Consider the following 25,066-nt stretch of genomic DNA (forward strand, 5'->3'; position numbering starts at 1 on the left):
TTTGGTTTTGCGGGCTTTATGAAAGGGTTTTTCAGACCGCCCGCCGAGTCTGAATCTTTAAAATTCAGTCTTTCAAAAATCCGAATACGACAAATTCGTATTGGTTGCCGATTTCTTCCAAGCCTGCGTTAATCGCTTCTTCGAAGTCGTAGAAATAATCGGCATTGGTGATTAATTTGGTATGTCCGATGTCACCCGTTTCAGGGGAAAGGTACAGAAAGTCCCCTGTTGATACGGACTGGACAACATAGACTTTCTGCATTCAATCAGCCTTTCTTAACGGGTTGAAAACCGATGACTTTCAGTTTTTGGGTTTTGCCCGTAGTGACGATTTCTACGTTAAGGTTTGCTTCGATCGGAAATTGGGCGTTTCTGAACTGCTCGAAATTGGCAGAACCGCCGAAATCGTATTCAGTGGTAGAGCTGCCCAATGCGTTGCCTTGAGAGCTGTCTAAGGGAGTGGCGACAATCAGGCGGCAATAGTCGAAGTTCTTGCCTTCGATTTGTCCGTTGAATTTTTTAACGCCGACGATGTGACCTTGAAGTTGGATATTCATTTTTTGGTTTCCTTGTGTGATTAAACGTCTTTGCGGGCAGACGCTTTAAGCCCATGAAATCGGTAGTCTTGCGAATTTGTCGTATATGAAGTTGTTGTAGCTTTCTTCATTTGTGACGTCTTTTTGCTCCTCAAGCTGCTTTTCCAGACGCGCGTAATATTCGTACATGTCGTAAGGGTCTTTGTACGGTTTGAATACGGTCTGCTCATGAATGGCTTGGGCTTTCAAAAAGGCGCAGTCGTAGGCTTCGGGAGCCAAAGACTTGGGCAGCTTGTGATGATTCGGCTCAATCAGTTCAAACAGTTTGGCTTTGTCTAATTCGGGAAAAATGAATTTCAGACCGTTGGCCGCACGTCCGAACTGCTTCTTCACCCATTCAAGATAACGGTCGGCTGAAATGACCTTATCTTCCTTAACCGCATGTATTCGCGTTGCCTTTTGGGCGAAGCGTTCGCAAATAGGATATGCACCGCCGAAATATTCGCCCGGATTCTGCAAAACTTCGAAAGGGATAACGATGTCTTTTGCTTTGAATTCAATTTCAAAGCGCGTCCAAGTACTTGTTTTATCGCCCAACTGCTTGCCTTTTTCATAGACGCGGACGTATTTGGACGATTCACGGGAGCCGATACCGTAGGTCTTGCCTTTGGTCATTTTGGCTTCGTCGTCTTCTTCCCAGTCGGAACCCAAGCATTCGCCTTTTGGTTTGACGTGATGGCAGGTAAACAGACCTTTATTGCGGTCTTCACGGGCTTGGTTCGGGCTGTATTCGCCGTTGAAAAAGTCTTTGGCTACGTCAACGCGGGTAATTTTTGGGCGGATTGCATTGGTCAGGAATGCGAAAAGTCGGGATTCCCAGTCTTCTTTTGCGACGCCGCAACCAGTGCCGGTCAATTCGAAAAGGATGGTATTTTGCTGGCCGCCAAAATGGACGCGACCGTACAGGGCGTCTTCCGAACCCATCAACCAACAACGCTCATAGAAACGACCGCCCGAGCCTTTGGATTCTTTGTAGATACCGAAACCGAAAACTTCTTCGGCGAGCATGGACGCGGCGCGGATGAAATCTTCGTCTTCCAAAAGGCTTACACGGACACCGTATTTGTCGAAAAAGGTTTTTTCATGGAATGAAAAGCTGATTTGGTCGATAAAGGCTGAATCGGATACACCGCGACGGAGCGGAACGCCTAAGAGGTTGCCTTTGCCGTCCAATATGTAGGTTTCGTAACATTCAAAGGCTTCTTGGAATACACCGGCGTCTTCGGTTTCTGTACCCCCCCTGTTAGATAAGGGGGGCAACTGCGGCGCGTCTTCCGTCAGTGCGTCCGCCGCGCGGGGCGCGTCGTCCGCTCTGCCGACCGACGCTTGCTTCATGTGCTGTTTCTTATCTTTCATGGCGGATTCCCTTAAACGGCGGGCAACAAAAAAGCCCTGTTACTTTCAAAGTAAAAGGGCGTTAAGTATTGTTAGCCGTCCCTTTCGGGTGGCAATATATAAGGTCGTCTGAAACCGAAAATTGGATTTCAGACGACCTTTTTATAATCAAAAAATCAGTTGCTCAACACATCCACGCCTTTGGGCGGGGTGAACTTGAATGCGCCGCGCGAGAGGTTGGGCTTGGTGTTCAAGCCGCCGAAGGTGATGGAAGTTTGGTTGCCGAAGCTGTCTTTCAGCTGCATGGCGGCGAGGTTGTCGCCTTTGAAGCCGATGCGGATGTATTGGTAGCCGGCGTTGTTTTTCTTAGGCGTTGCCAAGACGTAGTCGATGCCGTTGGACGAGCCGTCTTCTTTGAGCGAGTAGCTGCTGTCAAGGGCGGTTTTGTTGGAGAGGATGGCGGCAGGGCTGTCGCCGATGGTTTGGTCTTGGGCGGACTTGGTCACTTGTGCCAAATCAACGTCATAGAGCCAAATGGTTTGACCGTCGCCTACGATGGTTTGTTTGTAGGGTTTGGTGTATTCCCATTTGAAGAGGCCCGGACGCAGGATTTTGAAAGTACCGTGTGCGGTTTGGGTTTTCTTTTTGCCTTGGACGGTTTGGGTGAAGCTGCCGCTGATACCGTCGGCGTCGTTGTTGAATTTTTTGAGTGCATCTACTGCGCCCGCCTGTGCGAAACCGATGGTTGCGGTCAAGGCGGAAGCAGCGAGAAGTTTGAACAGGTTGTGTTGTTTCATCATTATTTTTCCTTGTTGGAAGGGGTGTGGCGCCCAGTATCGATGTTACAAAATAACAATGCAAGCCGCTTATGGGCGGTTTACATTTTGCAAACAGTGTTGTCTAGGGCTAATTTTTTGAAGCTGCGGGATTTTTTCCTGCGGAAAAGACAATCGGGTTTCACAATTCTTTAATGTATGCCGAGTGTGCAAACTGTGGTATTTAATGGTTTTTGACGCGCAACGCCAAATTGTAAAGATTATATTCCTTATATTGTTTTTTTTAAACGCTATAATGTTTGTTTTCCGAAAAACGGCAGACTTGGGATGAAACCTGATATTTATGCTTTGCTCGAACTTGCCCTGCTTTCAGACGACCCTGATGAAAAAGGACGGCTGACGGATGAGGCGTTTGCCGCCGTTCAAAATATGGAAGAGGCTAAGGCAGACGCCGCGCCGCTGGACTTCCGCCACGCGGGACGACCGCTGAAGCCTGTTTTGGTCGCGCCATCGCAACTGACGCCGCGCAAGATGAACACGGCCGAAGGCTATGCGGCGATGCTGCACGCGATTGCGCATATCGAGTTCAACGCCATCAATCTGGCTTTGGACGCGGCATACCGTTTCCGCACGCTGCCGTTTCAATTTGTGCGCGACTGGGTGCGGGTGGCGAAGGAAGAGGTGTACCACTTCCGCCTGATGCGCGAAAGGCTGAGCGCTTTCGGCTTCGATTACGGCGATTTCGAGGCGCACAACCATTTGTGGGACATGGCGTATAAAACCGCCTACGACCCGCTGTTGCGCATGGCGTTGGTGCCGCGCGTATTGGAAGCGCGCGGGCTGGACGTTACGCCGGGGATACGCGCGAAGGTGGAGCAGCGCGGCGATTTAGAAACCTGCGGTGTATTGGACATCATTTACCGCGACGAAGTGGGCCATGTCGCCATCGGCAACCATTGGTATCAACACCTCTGCCGCGAACGCGGTTTGGAACCTGTCGCCCTGTTCCGCAGTCTGATTGCCCGTTACGATATGTTTATCTTCCGCGGCTATGTGAACATCGAAGCGCGCGAAAAAGCAGGCTTCAGCCGCTTCGAGCTGGATATGTTGGAAGATTTCGAGCAGGGTTTGAAACAAGGCAAAAAGGTCGTCTGAAAACCCTGAATCCGGATTTTCAGACGACCTCTGTTGAGGAAAGTTATGTCGACTCACCATCACGAACACCATCATCACGCACACGCCCACACGCATACCGCCAACAAAAAAGTATTGCGCGTGTCGTTCATCATCATCGCCGCCTTTATGCTGCTGGAAGCGTTCGGCGGCTGGCTGACCCACTCGCTCGCGCTGCTTTCCGACGCGGGGCATATGTTCAGCGACGCATTTTCCTTGGGTGTGGCGTTGTGGGCGTTCAAACTCGGCGAAAAAGAAACCACGCTGCAAAAGACCTTCGGCTACAAACGTTTCGAAATTCTCACCGCCATGTTCAACGGCCTGTCGCTGGCGGTCATCGCCGTGCTGATTTTCTACGAAGCCGTCAAACGCCTGCTTTATCCGCCCGAAATCGCCACGCTGGGAATGCTCGTTATCAGCGTCGTCGGTCTGCTGGTCAACATCGGCGTGGCGGTTTACATGCTGAAAAACAGCGATACCGAAGCCAACGTCAACATGCGCGGCGCGTATCTGCACGTTTTAAGCGACCTTGTCGGCTCGGTCGGCGCGATTGCCGCCGCCGTACTCATGATGGCGTTCGGTTGGAAATGGGCGGATCCGCTCGCCAGCGTGTTCGTTGCCGCGTTGGTCGGACGCAGCGGCTGGAGCCTGCTCAAACAAACGCTGCACATCCTGATGGAAGGTGCGCCCGAAAACATCCACACCGACGACCTGCTCGCCGTCATCCGCAACACCGAAGGCGTCAAATCCGTCCACGACTTACACGTTTGGACGATTACCAGCAATATCAACGTATTATCCTGCCACATTGTCGTAGACGGCAGCATAACCGTTGCCGAATCCGAACAAATCGCCTACCGCATCGAACACGAGTTGTCCCACAAAAACATCGGACACTGCACCATCCAAATCGAAAGCGAACGCCACCCGCATCCCGATAGCGTCTTGTGTGCCAACGAAACCGACGGCACGCACCATCACCACCACTAAACCCAAAGGTCGTCTGAAACCCTTTTCAGACGACCCCATAGAAAAACCAAAGGAAAACACATGATACAAGCCGTATTGTTCGACCTCGACGGCACGCTCGCCGACACCGCCCTAGACCTCGGCGGCGCACTCAACACCCTGCTCACCCGTCACGGTCTGCCCGCAAAAAGCATGGACGAAATCCGCACCCAAGCAAGCCACGGCGCAGCAGGTCTGCTCAAACTCGGCGCAGGTATCACCCCCGACCATCCCGACTACGCCCAATGGCGCACCGAATACCTCGACGAATACGACAGCCGCTATGCCCAAGACACCGCGCTCTTCGACGGCGTGAACGAAATGATTGCCGAACTCGACAAACGCGGCATCAAATGGGGCATCATCACCAACAAACCCATGCGCTTCACCGACAAACTCGTCCCCAAACTCGGCTTCGTCATCCCGCCCGCCGTCGTCGTCAGCGGCGACACCTGCGGCGAATCCAAACCCAGCGTGAAACCCATGTTCCATGCCTGCGAGCAAATCCACGCCGATCCGCAACACGCGCTCTACGTCGGCGATGCCGAACGCGACATGCAGGCCGGACGCAACGCCGGCATGAAAACCGTCCTCGCCGAATGGGGCTACATCGCCCCCGAAGACCGTACCGAAACTTGGCAACCCGACTACCGCATCGCATCGCCTTTGGATTTGCTGAAGCTTCTGTAAAACAAAAAAGGTCGTCTGAAAATTTTCAGACGACCTTTTCTACATCACATTCAAATTAAAACCGGATTACAGTTTCCACTCGCTCAGTTTGGCAGCGTAGGCTTCCAAGTCTGCAATCGGACGGGTTGCCACGCCGCTTTCCATCGCAGCTTTGGCGGCAGCCGAAGCAACGCGCGGCAGCAGGCGGGAGTCGAACGGGGTCGGAATCAGGTATTCCGCGCCGAATTCGAATTTTTTACCGTATGCGGCAACCACTTCTTCGGTTACCTCTTCCATTGCCAAATCTGCCAAGGCGTACACGCAGGCGCGTTTCATTTCTTCGTTGATGGTGGTTGCACCGACATCCAATGCGCCGCGGAAGATGAACGGGAAGCACAATACGTTGTTCACTTGATTCGGGAAGTCGGAACGGCCGGTACCGATGACCACATCCGAACGGGTTTCTTTCGCCAGCGGAGGCAGGATTTCCGGATTCGGGTTTGCCATAGCGAACACGATGGGCTTGGCGTTCATGGTGTTCAACATTTCAGGCGTCAACAGGTTCGCGCCGGAGAGACCCAAGAAGATGTCTTTGCCTTTGACGGCATCGGCAAGCACACATTGACCGTTGTCTTCGATGGCATAGAACTTTTTGGACTCGTCCATACGGTCTTTGTCTTCGCGGGTTTTATGAACCACGCCTTTGGAGTCGCAAACGGTTACGTTTTCGCGCTTCAGGCCTAAATCGAGCAGTTGGTTCAAGCAGGCAATCGCAGCCGCACCCGCGCCGGAGCAAACCAAAGTTGCTTCTTCGATTTTACGGCCGGTAAAACGCAAGGCGTTCAATACGGCGGCGGCGGTGATGATGGCGGTACCGTGTTGGTCGTCGTGGAATACGGGGATTTTGCAACGTTTGCGCAGTTCGCGTTCGATGTAGAAGCATTCCGGTGCTTTGATGTCTTCGAGGTTGATGCCGCCGAAAGTCGGCTCCAGTGCTGCGATGATGTCCACCAGTTTTTGCGGGTCTTTTTCATCGATTTCGATGTCGAATACGTCCACGCCGGCGAATTTTTTGAACAATACGCCTTTGCCTTCCATCACAGGTTTGCCTGCCAATGCACCGATATTGCCCAAGCCCAAAACAGCAGTACCGTTGGAAATCACGGCAACCAAGTTGCCTTTGGCGGTGTATTTGTACGCATTTTGCGGATCGGCATGGATTTCCATACAAGGAGCCGCTACGCCTGGTGAGTACGCCAAAGCCAAGTCTTTGGAAGTGGCCAGCGATTTGGTGGGGGTAACGGAGACTTTACCCGGCACGGGGAATTCGTGAAATTTCAGTGCGGCTTCTTTCAATGAGTTTTCCATTTTTCGATCCTGTTGCGAGAGAGATTTTGAGTTGAGGTCGTCTGAAACGTTGGTTTCGGGACGTTTGCCGCCACAAAATCATTTATTCATAAATGAAACTACTTTGTAACGGGCTGTAATTTTATCATGTTCCCAATACGGCGCATACCGCTATTTTCTATCTGAAACAGCTAATTTTGAAGCAAAACATATACTTTCAGACGACCTTCATTCGGTTTTAAATATCCATGCCGAAACTGCGCGCCAACGCATGTTCGATATCTGCCCTTACCTCTTCCAAACTCCGGTTGCTGTCAATGATTGCATAGCGCTCGGGATGCGCGGCAGCACGCTCAAGATAAACAGCACGCACGCGGGTGAAAAAATCCGCCTTCTCCTGCTCGAAACGGTCTTTCTCGCGCGTCTGCCCGATACGCGCCATCGACACTTCCAGCGGCACGTCCAGTAGCAAAGTCAAATCAGGGCCAAACTCGCCCTGCACCCAATTTTCCAGTATTTCAATATCTTGCAGAGGAACGCCGCGCCCGCCGCCCTGATACGCAAAAGTCGCATCGGTAAAACGGTCGGAAACGACATGAACGCCGTCCGCCAGCGCAGGCAGGATAACGTCTTCAAGATGCTGCTGCCGCGCGGCAAACATCATTAACGTCTCCGCGCGCAATCCCGCCTTGGTTTCAGGGTTCAACAAAATTTCGCGCAAAGCCTCGCCGACAGGCGTACCGCCCGGCTCGCGGGTGAACAATACGGGAAGATGATGGGATTCGAACCATTGGCGGATAACGGCAAGATTGGTCGATTTGCCCGCGCCGTCTATGCCGTCCAGAGTGATGAATTTGGGTTTCATAAGGTCAATTTTATTGAGAGAACGAATGTTCAAAAGGTCGTCTGAAAGCGGGATTATAAATGCTTTCAGACGACCTTGCCTTTTAATGCGGCGTTTCCCGCATACAATTCCGACATTTCCAGGTTTTCAAATCAATGCGATTTAAAAACCCCGCAAACCTTGAATACTGCCTCCAGACGACCTTTTATCCTTTTAATCAACCGACCAAGCCTTTCACTTTGCAAAAAAACAACAAAAAATAATACAAAAATTTACAAAAAACACAGGAACTTATAAAATAAAAAACAATAACGATTGCAATAATAATCACAAATCATAATAATGTCATATATACCGTTCAGGCATAAAAACCTACCGTATAACCGGCACACAGAAATATTACGGAGACTGTGTCATACACATCTAAACTCACATATAAGGATAAATCCGATGAAAACACGTTTTACTTTAACTTCTCTGACTCTGGCTTCCCTCATGATGATGGGCAATGCTGCAATGGCAGCTGTTGTTCCTAGCAACACAGATGCTTATTTCAATGTCAAATTGCAACTGGCAGGTTCTTGCGAAGTCTTTACCGTTCAAAGCGGCAAATCAAGCGCAATTTCAGCCGAAGGCGATGCTACTGCCGGTGCAGACATTGATTTCGGCACTCACATTGCAAAAAGCGGCAGCGAAGAGTTGTCGCAAGGCAACGTTGGCCAAGCAACAAACAATATCCAAGTTAATTGCAGCAAAAACACTGTGTTCCAAGTAGCCTTAGAACCGAGCAATACCAATGCAGAAGGCACTGGTTCGATGAGCGGTTTGAAAGGTACCAACCAAGATAAAATCGCTTATCAACTCTACAAACCGACCGTTAGCAATGCAGGTACGGATAATGAAACAGTTGACAACCTCAGCACAACCGAAAAATGGGGTAAAGGCAGCAACGCGCTGACTCTGACTGGTAAAGGTTTGAGCACTCCCATCTTGCTGCCTGTTTTTGCCAAAGTTCCACAAAATCAACTCTCCGACAAAACCCCCGACACCTACCAAGACCGTGTGAAAGTAACCCTGACCTACTAATCCGGTTCACTCCCTCAAAACAAAACAACTAAAAAAATACTCATGCAAAAAGCAATCAGCACACTTGTCGGTATGCTGACGGCGGCAGCGGTTTTACAGAGCCATGCCGCCGGCTTGCAAGTCAGTCCGACATCTCTTTCCCTGCCCGCCAAACAGCGGGCGGGCATTTTTACTTTGGGAAATAAGGGTACAGAGCCGTTGACGGCGCAGGTACGCGTATTCCGTTGGACGCAGGACGCAAACGGCGGAGAGATTCTCGAACCTACCGATGCCGTCATTGCCAGCCCACCTATGGTCAAACTGGAAGCGGGTGCGCAGCAGCAGTTCCGCGTGATGCGTGTCAAACCGTCCGACAAACAGGCTGAAGAAGCCTACCGCCTGATTGTGGACGAGCTGCCTGCTCCCGATGCGAAACCACGAAAAGGCATTCAGTTGGTGATGCGCTATTCGCTGCCGCTGTTTGTCAACGTTCAAAACAATGCCGAACCGAAGCTGCAATGGCGTGCTGAAAAAGCCGCGAACGGCAAAACGGTTTTGGTTGCCGAAAATACGGGCAATGCCCATGCGCAACTGAGCAATATTACTTTTCAGACGACCACTGTCAAAGACGCATTGACGCTGGCAAGCGGTCTGGCGGGCTACGTCCTGCCGGGCAACACTTGGAAACGCGAATTGGAAGTTTCCCCCACTTCTCTGAACCCAGGTCGTCTGAATGCCACGGTAAACGGTATGCCGATCCAAACGGAGGTACGGTTTGCCGCCCCATGACCTAAGGACACGGCTCACCCGGCTGAGTGCTGCGTTGATGCTGTGTTTCTACGCCCTGCCCTCTCCTGCTCAGGACATCCTGACGCAGGCGGCACCTGCTGCCTACGAGCAGGCGTGGCTGACCGTTTACCCGCAGGTCAAAGTCAACGGCAGCATACGCGACGGTATCGAACCCTTCATGTCGCGCAACGGCGTGCTGTATGCGCGCCCCGAATCCCTGCGCGCCTACGGCATTGCCCTGCCCGACGCAGAAGCTGCCGAGGCAGGCAAAAACGGCGTCGTGCCTGAAATTCAGGACAGCGCGTCCACACCCGGCGCAGGCGTATGGTTCGAACTCTCCGCTATCCCCGGTTTGCAGGCGAAATACGATGCCGCCGCGCAAACCCTTGATCTCACCGCCCCCCTCGAATGGCAGCCCGACCTGAAAACCGCCCGAATCGGCGCACCGCAGGAAAACCGCTACGCCATCGCCAAACCCGGCTTTGCCGCCGTTCTGAACTATGACACCAATATCTCGCGCAACAATTCCGGCAGCGACACGCAGGGCGTTTTCGGTGAAATGCGCCTGAGTACGCCCTGGGGCTATCTGAACCACACCCAATTTGCCAACCGAAGCCACAACAAAGAAAGCGGCTCCCGCGGCAATACCGCCCGCCTGGATACCTACTGGCGCACAGTTTGGCCCGAACAAGGCATATCGCTGACCGTGGGCGACACCCTGACCGGACAAATCGGCTCATGGGGCGGCACACGCATCGGCGGCATCAAAATTTCCCGCACTTACAACACCCGTCCGTGGAAACAAATCGCCCCACTGCGTTCCTACCTCGGCAAAAGCACCCTGCCCGGCACGGTCGATCTCTATATTGACGGCGTCAAACAAATGAGCCGCGACGTCGAAGCGGGCGAATACGAACTCATCCTGCCGCCGTCCATCAGCGGCCGCAGCAACGCCCAAGTTGTCGCCACCGACGTACTGGGGCGCACCGTCGTCGTCGATATGCCGCTTTACGGCGGCAGCGGACTTTTGGCAAAAGGCTTGAACGAATGGTCGTTTGAAGCAGGCTACGTCCGCCGCGATTACGGCATCCGTTCCGCAAAATACCAATCCGACCCCGCCGCCTCCGGCACGCTGCGTTACGGTGTCAGCAATACCCTGACCGCCCAAATCCACGGCGAAGCCGCGCGCGGCTACCGTCAGGCGGGCATTGCCGCCGATACCGTATTGGGTTCGCTCGGGCAACTCAATCTTAATTATGCCGAAAGCCGCTTTGCGGGCAAAACAGGACGGCGCGGCAGCGCGTTTTTTAGCACCCAATGGGACAGGCTCTCCTTCAGCGCGGGCGCAAGCCGTACCAACGGACAATTTGCCGAACTGGGCGACACCGTATATGGCGCCGACTTTTTCAAAGCCACACGCCACCCCGCCACATCCGCCTCCGCATCCGCAGGCTGGAGCAGCGACAAACTCGGCTCATTCAGCCTATCCTACGTCCATTCCCACACCGAAGGCAGCCCCGCCGACGGTGTAGGCTCGTTCGGCTGGAGCCGCAGCTTCAAAAACCGCACCTCGCTCTACGCCGGCGCCAATAAAAACTTCCGCAACAAACGCGAACTGAGTTTCCACGCAGGCCTCTCCGTCAGCCTTGACAACGGCTACTCAACCTCCGCAGGCATCAGCAAAAACAAACACAACACCAGCTACCAAGCAACCCTGAACAAAACCAGCAGCGGCATGGGCAGCACCAGTTGGGGCATAGGCTGGCAGCAAAACGACAACGCAAACGGCAGCCGCAGCAATACCTTCAACGGCAACATCCGCCATCAAAACACCTACGGCGACGGTTGGGCAAACGTTTACAGCCAAAGCGGCAACAGCAACTGGAACGCAGGCTGGAGGGGCGGTCTCGTCCTCATGGGCGGCAGCCTCTTCGCCACCCGCCAAGTCAACGACAGTTTCGCCGTCGTCAGCACAAACGGCATGGCGGACGTCCCCATCCGCGCAGGCGGCATGCCCGTAGGCAAAACCAACCGCAAAGGGCTGGCACTGATCCCCAGTCTCTCCGCCTACCAAAAAAATACCGTCAGCGTCGATATTGCTGAGCTGCCAATGGACGTTCAGCTTGAACACACCGTCGCCGAAATCGCCCCGCCCGGACGCTCGGGCATGCGCGTCGAATTTAAAATCCAGCGTACCCGCGCCGCCACCATGACACTGAAAGACGCACAAAACCAATTGCTTCCGAGCGGCGGCAGCATTACTGCCGAAGACGGCACACCGGCAGCCGTAACCGGCTTCGACGGCAAAACATATATTGAAAACATGAAAGAAGGCAGAAACCGCTTTACCGTCGCCCTCCCCGAAAACGGCGGCACTTGCACCTTCGAAGCGGACTACCCTGAAACACACAATCCGGATTCCATCCCGGAACTGGGAGACATCATATGCAGATAAACATAAAGAGAGGTCGTCTGAAAACCGCAAACCGTCTTTTCCGACAAATGACATTGCCTGCCGTATTCGGACTGCTGTCCCTGTCCGCAGGACAGACTTGGGCAAACAGCGGTGTAGCTGGAAGGTTTGTACAATGTACGGCGACGGTACAAGGCAACGGAACCTTCAAAGGTCATCCTGCCTTAGTATTCGGAAGTCAAAGCAATGGGATCAACCTTCTAAACAACAACCAGCCGGAAGATATTCAAGCCACCATCCACTACCAATGTATCAATAACGACAACTACACCGTAAAAGTGCGCTTGTGCTTCAATATTGACGGGGGGAGAGGGTTTACAAACATATACGCCCCCCGAAAAATGGTTCATAGCAGGAATAACGCCCAAACACTGCAACTATCCTTACTTAAACCCGATAACACCAACTGGGGAACAAATAACACGGCAAACTCTCCCAGCAGTGTCGGTACAGGTGTCATGCGTATAGCTCCTAACACTTCTGAAAGCGGAACTATCCCCATCAGAGCTAGATTAGTCAGCGGGCAAAGCAACACCATCCCCACTACGGCTTCGGATTATTACATTGCAGACTTTACCGGCGGCTCCACCGCATTAAGCTGGAAGGCAGAGCGTTATGGTACTCCTGACCCTTCAGATTGCGGGAACATCTTGACCAACAACCGCTTCTCCTTTTACGTCCAAGCCCATGTTGCACCCGTCTGCGAATTCATCAACGCCTACGACATCGACTTCGGCACACACACCGCAGGCAGTACCAACCTGAAGCAGTCGCGCAACCTGACCGTCCGCTGCACCAACGGTACGCCCTACACCGTCGGTCTGATTCCTTCCAACGGCAATCAGGAAGGTAGGGGCGAGATGAAATCCACCAATCCCGCCAACACCGACAAAGTCCCCTACCGCCTCCGAAAAGGTACCTATGCAACTGCCCCTTTTTGGGGCAATAAGCCATCTGCTCCGGGCAAGGCGCAAGAATTTCTCGGGGACGGCAGCAGCCAGACACACATCATTTCGGCAGAAGTCCAAAACACCGACTACACCCCGGGCGAGTATAAGGATAAGGTAGCCGTCGATATCCGATACTGATCCGAAAGGTCGTCTGAAAAGAAAAACAGTAGCGTTATAGAAACCGACAATCCGCCGTTATTCCTGTTTGCAAAGGAATAACGGCGGATGTTCTCATTTATAGTGGATTAACTTTAAACCAGTACGGCGTTGCCTCGCCTTAGCTCAAAGAGAACGATTCTCTAAGGTGCTGAAGCACCAAGTGAATCGGTTCCGTACTATCTGTACTGTCTGCGGCTTCGTCGCCTTGTCCTGATTTTTGTTAATCCACTATATATTTCCCAAAAAAGACCGTCTGTAAACATTCAAAACTTTTCAGACGACCTTCAAACCGATATGATGGCAAATCAAACCAACAAAGGAGCAAACACCATGTCAAACAACGAATACACCCAAATCGGCTGGATCGGCCTGGGGCAGATGGGCAATCCGATGGTAGCGCGCCTGCTCGATGCGGGCATCGAAGTCGGCGTTTACAACCGTTCATCCGATAAAACCGCCGACTTGCAAACCAAAGGCGCGAAAGTTTACCCAAGCCGCGCCGAACTTATCCGCGCTTATCCCGTTATTTTCCTGATGGTTTCCGACTACGCCGCCATCCTCGACATCCTCGACGAAGATACCCGAAAAGAGCTTGACGGCAAAATCATCGTCAACATGAGCACCATCGCCCCCTCAGAAAACCTCGCTATCAAAGCCATCGTCGAAGCGGCGGGCGGACAGTTCGCCGAAGCCCCCGTCTCCGGCTCGGTTGTCCCCGCCACCAACGGCACATTGCTGATTCTCTTCGGCGGCGAAGAAAATGTTTTAAATCCCTTGCAAAAAGTGTTCGGCATTCTCGGCAAAAAAACCTTCCACTTCGGAGAAGTCGGCAAAGGCTCCGGCGCGAAACTCGTGCTCAATTCGCTCTTGGGCATTTTTGGCGAAGCATACAGCGAAGCCATGCTGATGGCGCGTCAATTCGGCATCGATACCGACACCATCATCGAAGCCGTCGGCGGTTCCGCGATGGATTCACCTATGTTCCAAACCAAAAAATCCTTGTGGGCAAACCGCGAATTTCCGCCCGCCTTCGCTCTCAAACACGCCTCAAAAGACCTCAATCTCGCCGTCAACGAATTGAAACAGGCAGGTAATTCGCTGCCCGCCGTTGAAACCGTTGCCGAGAGCTACCGTCAAGCCGTCGCAGCAGGTTACGGCGAACAAGACGTTGCCGGCGTTTACCTGAAACTGGCAGAACATCAGAAATAGAGTGGTCGAATCCGGCAGATAAAGGTCGTCTGAAACCCATATCCCTTTTCAGACGACCTTGCTTGTCGGATTAGCGTATTGCAACCATTCAAATATAGTGGATTAACAAAAATCAGGACAAGGCAACGAAGCCGCAGACAGTACAGATAGTACGGAACCGATTCACTTGGTGCTTCAGCACCTTAGAGAATCGTTCTCTTTGAGCTAAGGCGAGGCAACGCCGTACTGGTTTAAAGTTAATCCACTATACATTGCACATCATCCCGTTGCCCCATCTTTCAAAGGAAATTTCATGCGCCCATTCTTTTCCCTCCTTACCGCAGGCTTTACCCTCCTTAGCCTGACCGCCTGCCAACCCGAAGCAGAACATACTGCTTCCGATGAAAAAATCAAAACCGCCTCCGCTGCGTCTGTCGACTGGTCGGTACCGCAACTGTCCAGCAACGTTTGGAAAATCAGTAAGGCAGGACAGCCCGACTCTTACCTTGCCGGCACCATCCACATCGGTAAAAAAGAAGCCGTCCTATCGAAAGAAGCCGAAAACCTGCTTGCCTCCGTCGAACAACTGACCACGGAAGTCGACTTATTGCCGGAAGAAAATCCGGAAACGCAACAACAATACCAACAGTTTTTCAACCAAGCCGCCGACACCAAATCCCTGAAAGCCAAGCTCGGCGATAAAACTTTCCAAGCCCTGCAAGAAGCCTTCCGCATAAATCCCGAAACCGCTCCCTTGGCGGAAGCTGTCGACGGCATGAAGCCTTGGGCGGCATTCCTATTTGCCCAAAGCGTCTACCCCGCCGAATACAGCTCCACGACAGGCGTGGATATGCTGCTTTCCAAGGCAGCGCAAAAAGCAGGCAAGCCGCTCCGCTTCCTCGAAACCATGCCTCAATTAGCGGAAAGTTTTTCCGCCTTTCCCGAAGAAACCATCATCCGTATTTTGAAAACAACCACGGACGACAACGAAGACTTTCTCGAACAAACCCATGAAATGTACGGTCTTTACGAAAGCGGCAACTTTGACGGTTACGCCGATACCCATAAAAAATACGAACAGCAATCCCTGAAAAAATACCCCGAACTTGCCCCTTTGATGCTGAACTGGTTTCAAAACGACTTATTGGTCGGCCGCAATTTGAAATGGCTGCCTGAAATCAAAGCCCAATCTGCCGAAAAAAGCACTCTGTTCGCCGTCGGCATCATGCACTTGATGTCCGAACAAGGGTTGATCGAATTGCTGCGCAAAGACGGTTACGAAGTAACGCCCATGCCCAAAATATTGATGTGGTAACACAAACCACACAACAAAAGGTCGTCTGAAACCTGAGTCCCCAGTTTTCAGACGACCTCTTGCAGGCAATACATATTCCCATACCCAAACACCACTACCCAAGGAAACCTCCCATGCAAAAACCCGAAATTATCCAAATCGCAGGCCCCGCAGGGCTGCTCGAAACCATCTACCTTCCAGCCGCGCAAAATCCTGCACGCGGCGTGGCAGTCATTAACCATCCCAATCCGTTGCAAGGCGGCACGAACACCAACAAAGTCATTCAAACCGCCGCCAAAGCCTTATCACAGCTCGGTTTTCACTGTTACCTGCCGAACCTGCGCGGCGTAGGCAACAGCGAAGGGACACACGATTACGGAAGCGGCGAAACGCAAGATTGCATCGCCGTCATCGACTACGCCCGCGCGCAACATCCCGAAGCCGGACAGTTCGCATTGTCGGGCTTCTCCTTCGGCGGCTATGTCGCCACCTTCGCCGCCCAAGAGCGCGAGCCGGATTTACTGCTGCTCATCGGCGCGGCAGTACACCACTACACCGGCCGTCCCGAGCCTGCCTCCGTTCCCGATGTATCCAAAACCCTGATGATTCATGGCGCAGAGGACGAAGTCGTTGAAATCAGCAAGGCTTGGACATGGGCGGAACCGCAAGGTTTGCCCGTCATCACCATCGCCGGCTCATCCCACTTCTTCCACGGCAAACTCATCGTCCTGCGCGATACCATCGCCCGCTTCGTCCCATCGGTTTTGGGTTAGCAGATTCCCATATAAAAACGTCGTCTGAACATTTTCAGACGACGTTTCCAGTATGCAGCCCTCCACTCAAGGTATCGTTTTTCAGGGTTTGATGCCTTTCCTCCATTTATAGTGGATTAAGTTTAAATCAGGACAAGGCGACGAAGCCGCAGACAGTACAGATAGTACGGAACCGATTCACTTGGTGCTTCAGCACCTTAGAGAATCGTTCTCTTTGAGCCAAGGCGAGGCAACGCCGTACTGGTTTAAAGTTAATCCACTATACTTGAACCCTGCCTGCTGCCGAACAAATATAGGTCTCCTGCAAGCAGTCGTTCTTTCCATCAAACAATCTAAAGATATTTGAGAAAAGGTCGTCTGAAAACCCAAATCCGTTTTCAGACGACCTTTTTGCTTTTCAAACGAATAGCATCAAATATCCAATTCCGCCGTATCGCCTTCCCGTTCCATCCATGCGCGGCGGGCGGCGGCTTCGCCTTTGCCCATCAGTTTGACGAAGATGTCGCGTGTTTCGTCATCCGCGCCTTCGGGGATTTGTACCTGCAACAGGCGGCGGGTGTCGGGGTGCATGGTGGTGTCTTTGAGCTGGTCGGGGTTCATCTCGCCCAAGCCTTTGAAACGGCTGATGGAATAGGCGGTTTCTTTAACGCCTTCTTTTTGCAGCCGTTCTAAAATACTGTCGAGTTCGTTTTGGTCGAGGGCATAGAATTTGCGGGCGGGTTTGCTTTTGCCTTGGGCGTTGACATCGACGCGGAACAGCGGCGGCTGGGCGACGTAGATGTGTCCGTCGGCGACCAGTTTCGGGAAGTGGCGGTAGAACAGGGTCAACAGCAAAACTTGAATATGCGAGCCGTCCACGTCGGCATCGGACAGGATGGCGATTTTGCCGTAGCGCAGGCCGCTTAAATCGGGATTGTCGTTGATGCCGTGCGGATCGACGCCGATGGCGACGGAAATGTCGTGGATTTCGGCGTTGCCGAAGAGCTGGTCGGGATGGACTTCAAAGCTGTTGAGCACCTTACCGCGCAAGGGCAGGATGGCTTGGGTGGCTTTGTCGCGGGCGAGTTTGGCGGAACCGCCGGCGGAATCGCCTTCGACGAGGAAAAGTTCGTTTTCGCGGATGTCTTCGCTTTCACAGTCGGTCAGTTTGCCGGGCAGGACGGCGACGCCGCTGCCTTTTTTCTTTTCGATTTTTTTAACCGAACGCATCCGCGCCTGCGCTTGGCGGATGGCGAGTTCGGCGATTTTTTTGCCGAAGTCCACGTTTTGGTTCAGCCACAATTCCAAAGGGTCGCCCGATACGGCGGCAACGAGTTTCAACGCGTCGCGGTTGGTCAGTTTGTCTTTGGTCTGGCCTTGGAACTGCGGGTCGAGGACGCGGGCGGAGAGGACGAAGGCGGTTTTGCTGAACACGTCGTCGCTTTGTACTTTTACGCCGCGTGGTAGGAGGTTGTGCAGGTTGATGAAGTTGTTGACGGCGTTGAACACGGCTTGTTTCAAGCCTGCTTCGTGCGTGCCGCCCAGCGGGGTGGGGATGAGGTTGACGTAGCTTTCGTTGGCGCACGAGCCTTCTTCCAGCCAGGTCAGGGCAAACGCGGCGCCTTCGCCGATGCTGAAATCGCCGTTGTGGTCGTCTGAAATGTAGTTTTCACAGGAAAACAGCGGTACGGCTTCCTGCGCGTCGGCAATCAGGTCGGTCAGATAGCTTTTCAGGCCGTCGGGGTAGTACCAGGTTTGGGTGTGTGCTTCGTCTTCGCCTTTGACCGGACGGGTCAGGGAAACGCGCACGCCCGGCAGCAGAACGGCTTTGGCGCGCAGCAGGCGTTCGAGTTCGGGAATGCTGTAATTCGGGCTTTCAAAATATTTGCCGTCCGGCCAAACGCGCACTTCGGTGCCGCTGTCTTTGACGGCGCATTTGCCCACTTCCGCCAACGGTTCGACCACATCGCCGCCGGCAAACACGATGCGGTGGATTTTGCCTTCGCGTTTGACGGTTACTTCGAGGCGGATGGAAAGGGCGTTGGTCACGGATACGCCCACGCCGTGCAGGCCGCCTGAAAAGGCATACGCGCTGCCGCCGTCTTTTTTGTTGAACTTGCCGCCCGCGTGCAGACGGGTGAACACGAGTTCGACCACGGGCACGCCTTCGACAGGGTGCAGCCCGACGGGAATGCCGCGTCCGTTGTCGCGTACGGAAAGCGAACCGTCGTCGTGGATGCGCACGTCGATTTCAGTGGCGAAACCGCCCAACGCCTCGTCCGCCGCGTTGTCGATGACTTCTTGGCAGATGTGGGTCGGGCTGTCGGTGCGGGTGTACATGCCGGGACGTTCTTTGACCGGCTCCAAGCCTTTGAGGACGGTAATGCTGGATTCGCTGTATTGGTTGTTTTTAGTCATAGGGGAAGAGGTCGTCTGAAAGGAAGAACAACGCTTTCAGACGACCTGAAAGCGTTGCGTTTCGTTGTTTTATCGGTTATCAAAAGGCAGGCGCGCGGTAAAGTCTTCGTAGCTTTCCATGCCGCGCAGGAAGCGGGAGGAGAGTTCTTTCAATGCCCCCAAGTAAACGTCGCGTTTGAAATCAATCACTTCGTCAACGGGAGCCCAATATTGGTGCCAACGCCAGCCGTCAAATTCGGGATGGTGGCAGGCGCGCAGATTGATGTCGCTGTCGCGCCCGACCAGCCGCAAAAGATACCAAATCTGCTTCTGCCCGCGATACGAACCGCGCCATTCGCGGCGTACCCAGTGGCTCGGCACGTCGTAACGCAGCCAGTCGCGCGTGCGGCCGATAATTTTGATGTGTTGCGGCAATAGCCCGACTTCTTCGTACAGCTCGCGGTACATGGCGGTTTCGGGGCTTTCGCCCGGCTTGATGCCGCCTTGCGGGAACTGCCAAGAATGTTCGCGCACACGCTTGCCCCAAAAGACTTCGTTGCGGTTGTTGATTAAGATGATACCGACATTGGGGCGATAGCCTTCTCTGTCTAACACGGTGTCGCCCTTCGTTAAATTAAAATTAAATCATGCGATTTTCCCATAAATCGGGCGGGTTTGACAAATCGGGAGACCGTATCGGCGGGCATTTGAAACCGGATTCGGCAGGTTCCTTCAAACGCATCTGAAACATATATACTTCCTGCCTTATCTCAATTACCCCTTATGTAATAATCTTTCTTTTGAGCCAAAGCAAGGCGGCGCGGCCGCATTTTAGGTTTAATACACTATTGTTTTTCTATCCGATAAGACCGTACACCGGCATCCCTCGACACTGCCCTACCGCGACAGTTTTGCCGCTTTTTAAAACGGCGTTCCCACCTCAATCCACTTTAAGGAAAATCATGGCTTCGCGCGATTTATACCCACAGGAAATTTTACAGGTCGTCCTCGATAAAAGCTGTGCCAAGGCACAATCCAGCGTTTCCACGCTGGCGGTTCTGAGCGTTTTGGCGGGCGGATACATCGGTTTTGGCTATCTTGCCTATTTGAAAGTGGTCAGCGGCATTCCGCACGAATGGGGCGGCTTGGCGACTTTACTCGGCGCATCGATGTTCCCCATCGCCTTGATCTGCATCCTGCTCGGCGGCGGCGAGCTGGTGACGAGCAATATGATGATTATGTCTTTGGGGCGTTTGGCAGGGCGGATTTCCACGAAAATGCTGCTGCGCAACTGGGTCGTCGTGTGTCTGGGCAATTTAGCGGGAACGCTGGCGATGGCGTTTTTCCTCGGACACTATGTCGGCATGACCGAAGGCAGCGTGGCAGAAAAAACGATTGCGGTGGCGGAAGCCAAAGTCCACATGGATTTCGGCAGGGCCTTCGTCTCGGCGGTTGCGTGTAACTGGATGGTGTGTATGGGCGCGTGGCTGCACTTTGCCGCCAAGCATACGGCAGGGCGGATGTTGGCGATTTGGTTTCCCGTGATGATTTTCGTATTAAACGGCTTCCAACACCTTGTCGCCAATATGTTCGTCATTCCCGCCGGCATTTTAGCGGGCGCAGATATTACATGGGGGCAGTTTTTCTTCAACATGATTCCTGTATTTTTAGGAAATACCTTTGGCGGGGCATCATTTGTCGGCGCGTCGTACCTTTATACTTATAAAGATACGCTGAAAGATTGCGCCGAGTCTTGAATAGATTGGTATTGAAAAGGTTTAGAAACGCAAAGGTCGTCTGAAAACAGGATAAAACGTTTTCAGACGACCTTTGTCTTAGCTATCATCGCTCCGTTACCCTTTCAGAAAGTACACCATGAATACGCTGAACAAAACACTGTTATCCGTTTCCGTCGCGCTGGGCTTAAACGCCTGCGCCAATGTCCAAACCGCCAAAACATACGACTTGGACTTTTCCAAACAGAAATATACCGAACAAAGCATCGAAGTGAACGGTCAGGCGGTTAAATTCCGTGCTTACGAAAACGTGATTTACGTCCGCAATCCTGTCGATACCCGTTACGAAATCATCAATATTTACGTCCCCGAAGCCTATTACAACGGCGGCGAGATAGACGGTTTTACCGCCGAAACCGCACCGATTTTCCTGCCCAACCAAATCGGCGGCTATATGCCTGCCGAACCGGGCAAACCTGCTTTAGAAGGCAAACGCGGCGAACCTGAAGACGGTCAAAAATCGCCGAACGCCGCGCTGACCGCCCTTTCCAAAGGCTACGTCGTCGCCTCCCCGGGCGCACGCGGCAGAACGGAATCCACCGGTAAAGCACCTGCCGCCATTGTCGATTTGAAAGCTGCCGTCCGCTATCTGAAAGCCAACGACAAAGCCATGCCCGGCGATGCCGAAAAAATCATTTCCAACGGCACAAGCGCGGGCGGCGCGATGTCCGCCCTCTTAGGCGCAACAGCCGACCAAAAAGATTACGAAAACCACCTCAAAGCCTTAGGCGCGGCAGACGGCAGCGACAAAGTTTTCGCCGTATCCGCCTACTGCCCGATTACCGATTTGGACCATGCCGACATGGCTTACGAATGGCAGTTCAACGGCGTTAACGACTATAAAAAAATGAACATTTCCATGCTCGACTACCGCGTTAAACGCGAGCTGGTCGCAGGCACGCTGACCAACGACGAGAAAAAACTGTCCGACCTCCTCAAACCGCTGTACCCCGCCTATCTCAACAGCCTGAACCTGAAATCCCCCGAAGGCAAACCCCTGACGCTGGATGCCCAAGGCAATGGCAGCTTTAAAAACCATATTGCCGGCCTGCTCGCCCAATCCGCCCAAATCCAGCTTGACGCGGGCAAAGACTTGAGCGACCGCAAATGGCTGACCGTCCGCAACGGCAAAGTCGTCTCCGTCGATTTCGATGCCTACGCCAAAGCCGCCGGACGGCAAAAAACACCGCCCGCCTTTGACGGCGTAGATTTGAGCGCGGGCGAAAACCAACTCTTCGGCACCGATACCGTCGATAAACGCCACTTCACCGCGTTCTCCATGCAACACAACACCGCCGCCAACGCCGAAATCGCGGACGAAGAAACCGTCAAAATCATGAACCCGCTCAACTACATCGGCAAACCGGGCGCGAACCTGCCGCAAAACTGGCGCATCCGCGTCGGCACCAACGACCGCGATACCTCGCTGGCAGTCTCCGCCATATTAGCCGCCAAGCTGCAAAACAACGGCTACACCGTCGATTACGCCCTGCCTTGGGATGTCGGACACGGCGGCGATTATGACTTGGACGAACTGTTTGCCTGGATGAAGCAAGTCAGCAGCAGCCCTGCGAAATAATGCCCATCAGACAAATAAAAAGGTCGTCTGAAAACCAGAATCTTGGTTTTCAGACGACCTTTGTTTCATTCAAATTAATGAGGCAATTCACCGCTGCGGATTTTCTGTTTGAAATCCTGCGTTTCTCTGACAATTACTTTCGCCATCAGCAAGAGGGCGATTAAGTTGGGCAAAGCCATCAATCCGTTGAACGTATCAGAAGCAAGCCATACCAAATCGAGGCTCAAGACAGTTCCCAGCATAACCGAAGCAACGTAAACGACACGGTAGAGATTCGCAGATTTTTCGCCGAATACATATGCCGCACATTTCTCACCGTAGTAACACCAGCCCAAAATGGTCGAATAGGCAAAGAAAATCAAACCGATGGTAACGATCCAGCCGCCGATTCCGGGCAGCATTTTTTGGAAGGTAACGGTAGTCAGCGCCGCGCCGCTCAATTCCGGTTTGACGAACTCACCGCCCGCACCGAGCAAACCCATCACCAATACGATCCCTGTAATCGAGCAGACGATGATGGTGTCCAAAAACGTCCCGGTCATAGAAACCAATGCCTGACGGACGGGATGATCGGTTTTCGCGGCTGCGGCGGCAATCGGTGCGGAACCCATACCCGCCTCGTTAGAAAACACGCCGCGCGCCACGCCGTAGCGGATCACCGTACCGATTGCGCCACCTGCCACAGCCTGCGCGCTGAACGCATCAGAGAAAATCAGCTTGACAGCGGGTGCCAGTAAGTCCGCATTGACAGCAATAATGGCAATGCCACCTAAAACGTAAAACACCGCCATCGCAGGTACGATAAACGAAGCAGCTTTAGCGATACCTTTAATACCGCCCAAAACGACGATAGCTGTCAGAATAGTCAGGACGACGCCGGTATAGCCCGGTTCTACGCCGAAACTCGTCTGAACGGCCTGCGCAACCGAGTTAGACTGCACCGAACTGCCGATACCGAACGAAGCGAATGTGCCGAATAAAGCAAACGCCAACGCCATCCATTTCCAGTTTCTGCCCAAGCCTTTTTCGATGTAATACATCGGCCCGCCGGACATCTCGCCTTTGGAGTTGGTGACGCGGTATTTCACCGCCAACACGCCCTCGGCGTATTTGGTCGCCATACCGAAAATGGCAGTCATCCACATCCAAAATACCGCACCCGGGCCGCCGGTAACCACGGCGGTCGCCACACCGGCAATGTTGCCTGTACCGATGGTGGCGGACAGGGCGGTCATCAACGCGGCGAAATGTGAAATATCGCCTTCGTGGTCTTCGCCGTCATCCGTTGTTTTCTGCGGCATAAACGCCTGCTTGAGCGCGTAACCGAGCATAGAAAATTGCAGGCCTTTGAGCATAACGGTCAACAAAACGCCCGTTCCAACCAACAACACCAGCATAACAGGTCCCCAGACCCAGCCGCTGACTGTTTCAAAAAACGCTTTTAAATTCTCCAAAAATAATTGCATGGTTTTCTCCTCATTGTGTTTTTAGTGTTCGGTCATTTCAGCATAAAGCGTTAAAAAACGCAACGGTCTGATGATATGCTCCTTATTTTCTCCATAAATCTAAACTCATCACGTCGGATCTCAATGCAGAGAACATTAAAATAAAAATACCCATCTGACGTCAGTCTGCGCAAATGGAAATCCATATTTCAGCATTAAAAAACCAATAAACATCATATACTTAAAATACCCATCCTCCTCTCTACACAAACTTAAAAAGATAGAGCCTTCCATTTCGATTCACGATAAATTTCAGACGACCTTGGATTCGGATTTCAAGTGCAACACTAGTGTATCAGTGGTTTGAACAGATTCAAGAATAAAACACTTGGCGTTTCGTAGCCAAGTGTTTTTCTTGGCCGGTGGTTCAACTCATCTTGAACCCTGCGTATCTCCCGATCACTGATGTTTCGGAAATCAGTTTGTTTGGGGAAATATTGTCGGATGAGTCCGTTGGTGTTCTCATTCAGCCCTTTCTCCCAAGAATGGTAGGAGCGGCAAAAATAAGTCTCCGCTTTCAATGCTTTGGCTATTTGGGTATGTTGGTAGAACTCTTTGCCGTTATCCATGGTGATGGTGTGGACTCTGGCTTTATGTACTTTTAATACCCTAATAGCTGCCTGGGCAGTGTCTTCGGCTTTGAGGCTGTCCAATTTGCAGATGATGGTGTAGCGGGTAACGCGTTCGACCAAGGTCAGTAATGCGCTTTTCTGTCCTTTGCCGACGATAGTGTCGGCTTCCCAATCGCCGATGCGGGATTTTTGGTCGACGATGGCGGGTCGGTTTTCTATGCCGACGCGGTTGGGTACTTTGCCTCTGGTCCATGTGCTGCCGTAGCGTTTGCGGTAGGGTTTGCTGCATATTCTGAGATGTTGCCACAAGGTGCCGCCGTTGCTTTTGTCTTGGCGGAGGTAGCGGTAAATGGTGCTGTGATGGAGTGTTATCCCGTGATGTTTGCGCAGGTAGGCGCATACTTGTTCGGGACTGAGTTTGCGGCGGATAAGGGTGTCGATGTGTTGAATCAGCTGCGAATCGAGCTTATAGGGGTTTCGCTTACGCTGTTTGATAAGCCGGCTTTGCTTCTGTGCTTTTTCGGCACTGTATTGCTGCCCTTGGTTGCAGTGCCGTCTGATTTCGCGACTGATGGTGCTTTTGTGGCGGTTAAGCTGTTTGGCGATTTCGGCGATGGTGCAGTGGCGTGACAGGTATTGGATATGGTATCGTTCGTCTTGGGTCAGTTGTGTGTAGCTCATGGCAATCTTTCTTGCAGGAAAGGCCGTATGCTACCGCATACTGGCCTTTTTCTGTTATGGAAAGCTGCACTTCAAAGGCGAATCCGCCGACCTCCTTGCCGTTAAAAGCAACAACTCG

The 25,066-nt window shown here is 52.7% G+C and carries 22 protein-coding genes and 1 pseudogene; 13 read left to right on the plus strand and 10 right to left on the minus strand.

Features of this window, described 5'->3' with window-relative positions:
* Nucleotides 1–64: 64 nt before the first annotated feature.
* From NSCA4_RS0102270 to lolA, 4 genes are all read right to left on the minus strand, one after another.
* Nucleotides 65–262 (minus strand): hypothetical protein, encoded by a 198-nt coding sequence (locus tag NSCA4_RS0102270; protein WP_002215770.1) that lies wholly within the window; start codon nucleotides 260–262, stop codon nucleotides 65–67.
* 4 nt (nucleotides 263–266) lie between these two features.
* The gene (locus tag NSCA4_RS0102275) at nucleotides 267–557 is read right to left on the minus strand and encodes a hypothetical protein (RefSeq protein WP_016686631.1); all 291 of its coding nucleotides are present in this window, start codon (nucleotides 555–557) and stop codon (nucleotides 267–269) included.
* Between the two features lie 45 nt (nucleotides 558–602).
* Nucleotides 603–1,952, minus strand: a complete 1,350-nt coding sequence (locus NSCA4_RS0102280; protein WP_016686632.1) for a replication initiation factor domain-containing protein — start codon at nucleotides 1,950–1,952, stop codon at nucleotides 603–605.
* Nucleotides 1,953–2,107: 155 nt separating this feature from the next.
* Nucleotides 2,108–2,731, minus strand: a complete 624-nt coding sequence (lolA, locus tag NSCA4_RS0102285; RefSeq protein ID WP_016686633.1) for an outer membrane lipoprotein periplasmic chaperone LolA — start codon at nucleotides 2,729–2,731, stop codon at nucleotides 2,108–2,110.
* A gap of 303 nt (nucleotides 2,732–3,034) precedes the next feature.
* Here lolA and NSCA4_RS0102290 point away from each other — a divergent pair, with 303 nt between their 5' ends.
* The 3 genes from NSCA4_RS0102290 to NSCA4_RS0102300 are packed head-to-tail and all read left to right on the plus strand — an operon-like array spanning nucleotide 3,035 to nucleotide 5,578.
* Nucleotides 3,035–3,862, plus strand: a complete 828-nt coding sequence (locus NSCA4_RS0102290) for a ferritin-like domain-containing protein (protein WP_016686634.1) — start codon at nucleotides 3,035–3,037, stop codon at nucleotides 3,860–3,862.
* A gap of 45 nt (nucleotides 3,863–3,907) precedes the next feature.
* Entirely contained in the window at nucleotides 3,908–4,870 is a 963-nt protein-coding gene (locus tag NSCA4_RS0102295) for a cation diffusion facilitator family transporter (RefSeq protein WP_016686635.1), read from the plus strand.
* A 60-nt stretch (nucleotides 4,871–4,930) separates the two neighbouring features.
* Nucleotides 4,931–5,578: an HAD family hydrolase gene (locus NSCA4_RS0102300; RefSeq protein WP_016686636.1), complete on the plus strand. Its 648-nt coding sequence runs from the start codon at nucleotides 4,931–4,933 to the stop codon at nucleotides 5,576–5,578.
* A 66-nt stretch (nucleotides 5,579–5,644) separates the two neighbouring features.
* Here NSCA4_RS0102300 and NSCA4_RS12650 read toward each other — a convergent pair whose 3' ends face one another.
* Both NSCA4_RS12650 and tmk read right to left on the minus strand, forming a co-directional pair.
* Entirely contained in the window at nucleotides 5,645–6,925 is a 1,281-nt protein-coding gene (locus NSCA4_RS12650; protein ID WP_016686637.1) for a malic enzyme-like NAD(P)-binding protein, read from the minus strand.
* A gap of 217 nt (nucleotides 6,926–7,142) precedes the next feature.
* Entirely contained in the window at nucleotides 7,143–7,769 is a 627-nt protein-coding gene (tmk, locus tag NSCA4_RS0102310; RefSeq protein WP_016686638.1) for a dTMP kinase, read from the minus strand.
* A 429-nt stretch (nucleotides 7,770–8,198) separates the two neighbouring features.
* On the opposite strand from tmk, the gene NSCA4_RS0102320 reads away from it, so the two are divergent.
* The 8 genes and pseudogenes from NSCA4_RS0102320 (at nucleotide 8,199) to NSCA4_RS0102350 (ending at nucleotide 16,439) form a co-directional block, all read left to right on the plus strand.
* Entirely contained in the window at nucleotides 8,199–8,834 is a 636-nt protein-coding gene (locus NSCA4_RS0102320; RefSeq protein ID WP_016686639.1) for a spore coat protein U domain-containing protein, read from the plus strand.
* A gap of 42 nt (nucleotides 8,835–8,876) precedes the next feature.
* Nucleotides 8,877–9,602: a fimbrial biogenesis chaperone gene (locus NSCA4_RS0102325; protein WP_016686640.1), complete on the plus strand. Its 726-nt coding sequence runs from the start codon at nucleotides 8,877–8,879 to the stop codon at nucleotides 9,600–9,602.
* 37 nt (nucleotides 9,603–9,639) lie between these two features.
* Nucleotides 9,640–12,057, plus strand: coding sequence for a fimbria/pilus outer membrane usher protein (locus NSCA4_RS0102330; protein WP_016686641.1), 2,418 nt, complete (start codon nucleotides 9,640–9,642; stop codon nucleotides 12,055–12,057).
* Nucleotides 12,048–13,163, plus strand: a complete 1,116-nt coding sequence (locus NSCA4_RS14425; RefSeq protein WP_029609461.1) for a Csu type fimbrial protein — start codon at nucleotides 12,048–12,050, stop codon at nucleotides 13,161–13,163. Before NSCA4_RS0102330 ends, NSCA4_RS14425 begins: the two co-directional genes overlap by 10 nt.
* Before the next feature lie 351 nt (nucleotides 13,164–13,514).
* Nucleotides 13,515–14,393 carry an NAD(P)-dependent oxidoreductase gene (locus tag NSCA4_RS0102340; protein ID WP_029609462.1) on the plus strand — a complete coding sequence of 293 codons (879 nt, stop codon included), beginning with the start codon at nucleotides 13,515–13,517 and terminating at the stop codon, nucleotides 14,391–14,393.
* Nucleotides 14,394–14,494: 101 nt separating this feature from the next.
* Nucleotides 14,495–14,742: pseudogene (locus NSCA4_RS16330) on the plus strand (hypothetical protein); the annotation flags it as partial.
* Nucleotides 14,734–15,687, plus strand: a complete 954-nt coding sequence (locus tag NSCA4_RS0102345; protein ID WP_438284938.1) for a TraB/GumN family protein — start codon at nucleotides 14,734–14,736, stop codon at nucleotides 15,685–15,687. The pseudogene NSCA4_RS16330 and the gene NSCA4_RS0102345, both read left to right, overlap by 9 nt.
* 113 nt (nucleotides 15,688–15,800) lie before the next feature.
* A complete protein-coding gene (locus NSCA4_RS0102350) occupies nucleotides 15,801–16,439 on the plus strand; it encodes an alpha/beta hydrolase (RefSeq protein ID WP_016686645.1) in 639 nt (212 codons plus the stop codon).
* A 411-nt stretch (nucleotides 16,440–16,850) separates the two neighbouring features.
* On the opposite strand, the gene NSCA4_RS0102355 is transcribed toward NSCA4_RS0102350, so the two are convergent.
* Nucleotides 16,851–18,836, minus strand: a complete 1,986-nt coding sequence (locus NSCA4_RS0102355; protein WP_016686646.1) for a DNA topoisomerase IV subunit B — start codon at nucleotides 18,834–18,836, stop codon at nucleotides 16,851–16,853.
* Between the two features lie 69 nt (nucleotides 18,837–18,905).
* Nucleotides 18,906–19,430: an RNA pyrophosphohydrolase gene (locus NSCA4_RS0102360; RefSeq protein ID WP_016686647.1), complete on the minus strand. Its 525-nt coding sequence runs from the start codon at nucleotides 19,428–19,430 to the stop codon at nucleotides 18,906–18,908.
* 347 nt (nucleotides 19,431–19,777) lie between these two features.
* Here NSCA4_RS0102360 and NSCA4_RS0102365 point away from each other — a divergent pair, with 347 nt between their 5' ends.
* Both NSCA4_RS0102365 and NSCA4_RS0102370 read left to right on the plus strand, forming a co-directional pair.
* Nucleotides 19,778–20,572 (plus strand): formate/nitrite transporter family protein, encoded by a 795-nt coding sequence (locus tag NSCA4_RS0102365; RefSeq protein WP_016686648.1) that lies wholly within the window; start codon nucleotides 19,778–19,780, stop codon nucleotides 20,570–20,572.
* 118 nt (nucleotides 20,573–20,690) lie between these two features.
* Nucleotides 20,691–22,190 (plus strand): subtype B tannase, encoded by a 1,500-nt coding sequence (locus NSCA4_RS0102370; RefSeq protein ID WP_016686649.1) that lies wholly within the window; start codon nucleotides 20,691–20,693, stop codon nucleotides 22,188–22,190.
* A 74-nt stretch (nucleotides 22,191–22,264) separates the two neighbouring features.
* Here the strand turns inward: NSCA4_RS0102370 and NSCA4_RS0102375 are convergent, their stop codons facing one another.
* Nucleotides 22,265–23,656 carry an alanine/glycine:cation symporter family protein gene (locus tag NSCA4_RS0102375; RefSeq protein ID WP_016686650.1) on the minus strand — a complete coding sequence of 464 codons (1,392 nt, stop codon included), beginning with the start codon at nucleotides 23,654–23,656 and terminating at the stop codon, nucleotides 22,265–22,267.
* Nucleotides 23,657–23,982: 326 nt separating this feature from the next.
* Nucleotides 23,983–24,948, minus strand: a complete 966-nt coding sequence (locus NSCA4_RS0102380) for an IS30 family transposase (RefSeq protein ID WP_016686651.1) — start codon at nucleotides 24,946–24,948, stop codon at nucleotides 23,983–23,985.
* Nucleotides 24,949–25,066 lie beyond the last annotated feature (118 nt).

The organism is Neisseria sicca 4320 (genome assembly GCF_000193735.1).
In the GTDB taxonomy this organism is placed as follows: Bacteria; Pseudomonadota; Gammaproteobacteria; order Burkholderiales; family Neisseriaceae; genus Neisseria; species Neisseria sicca_E.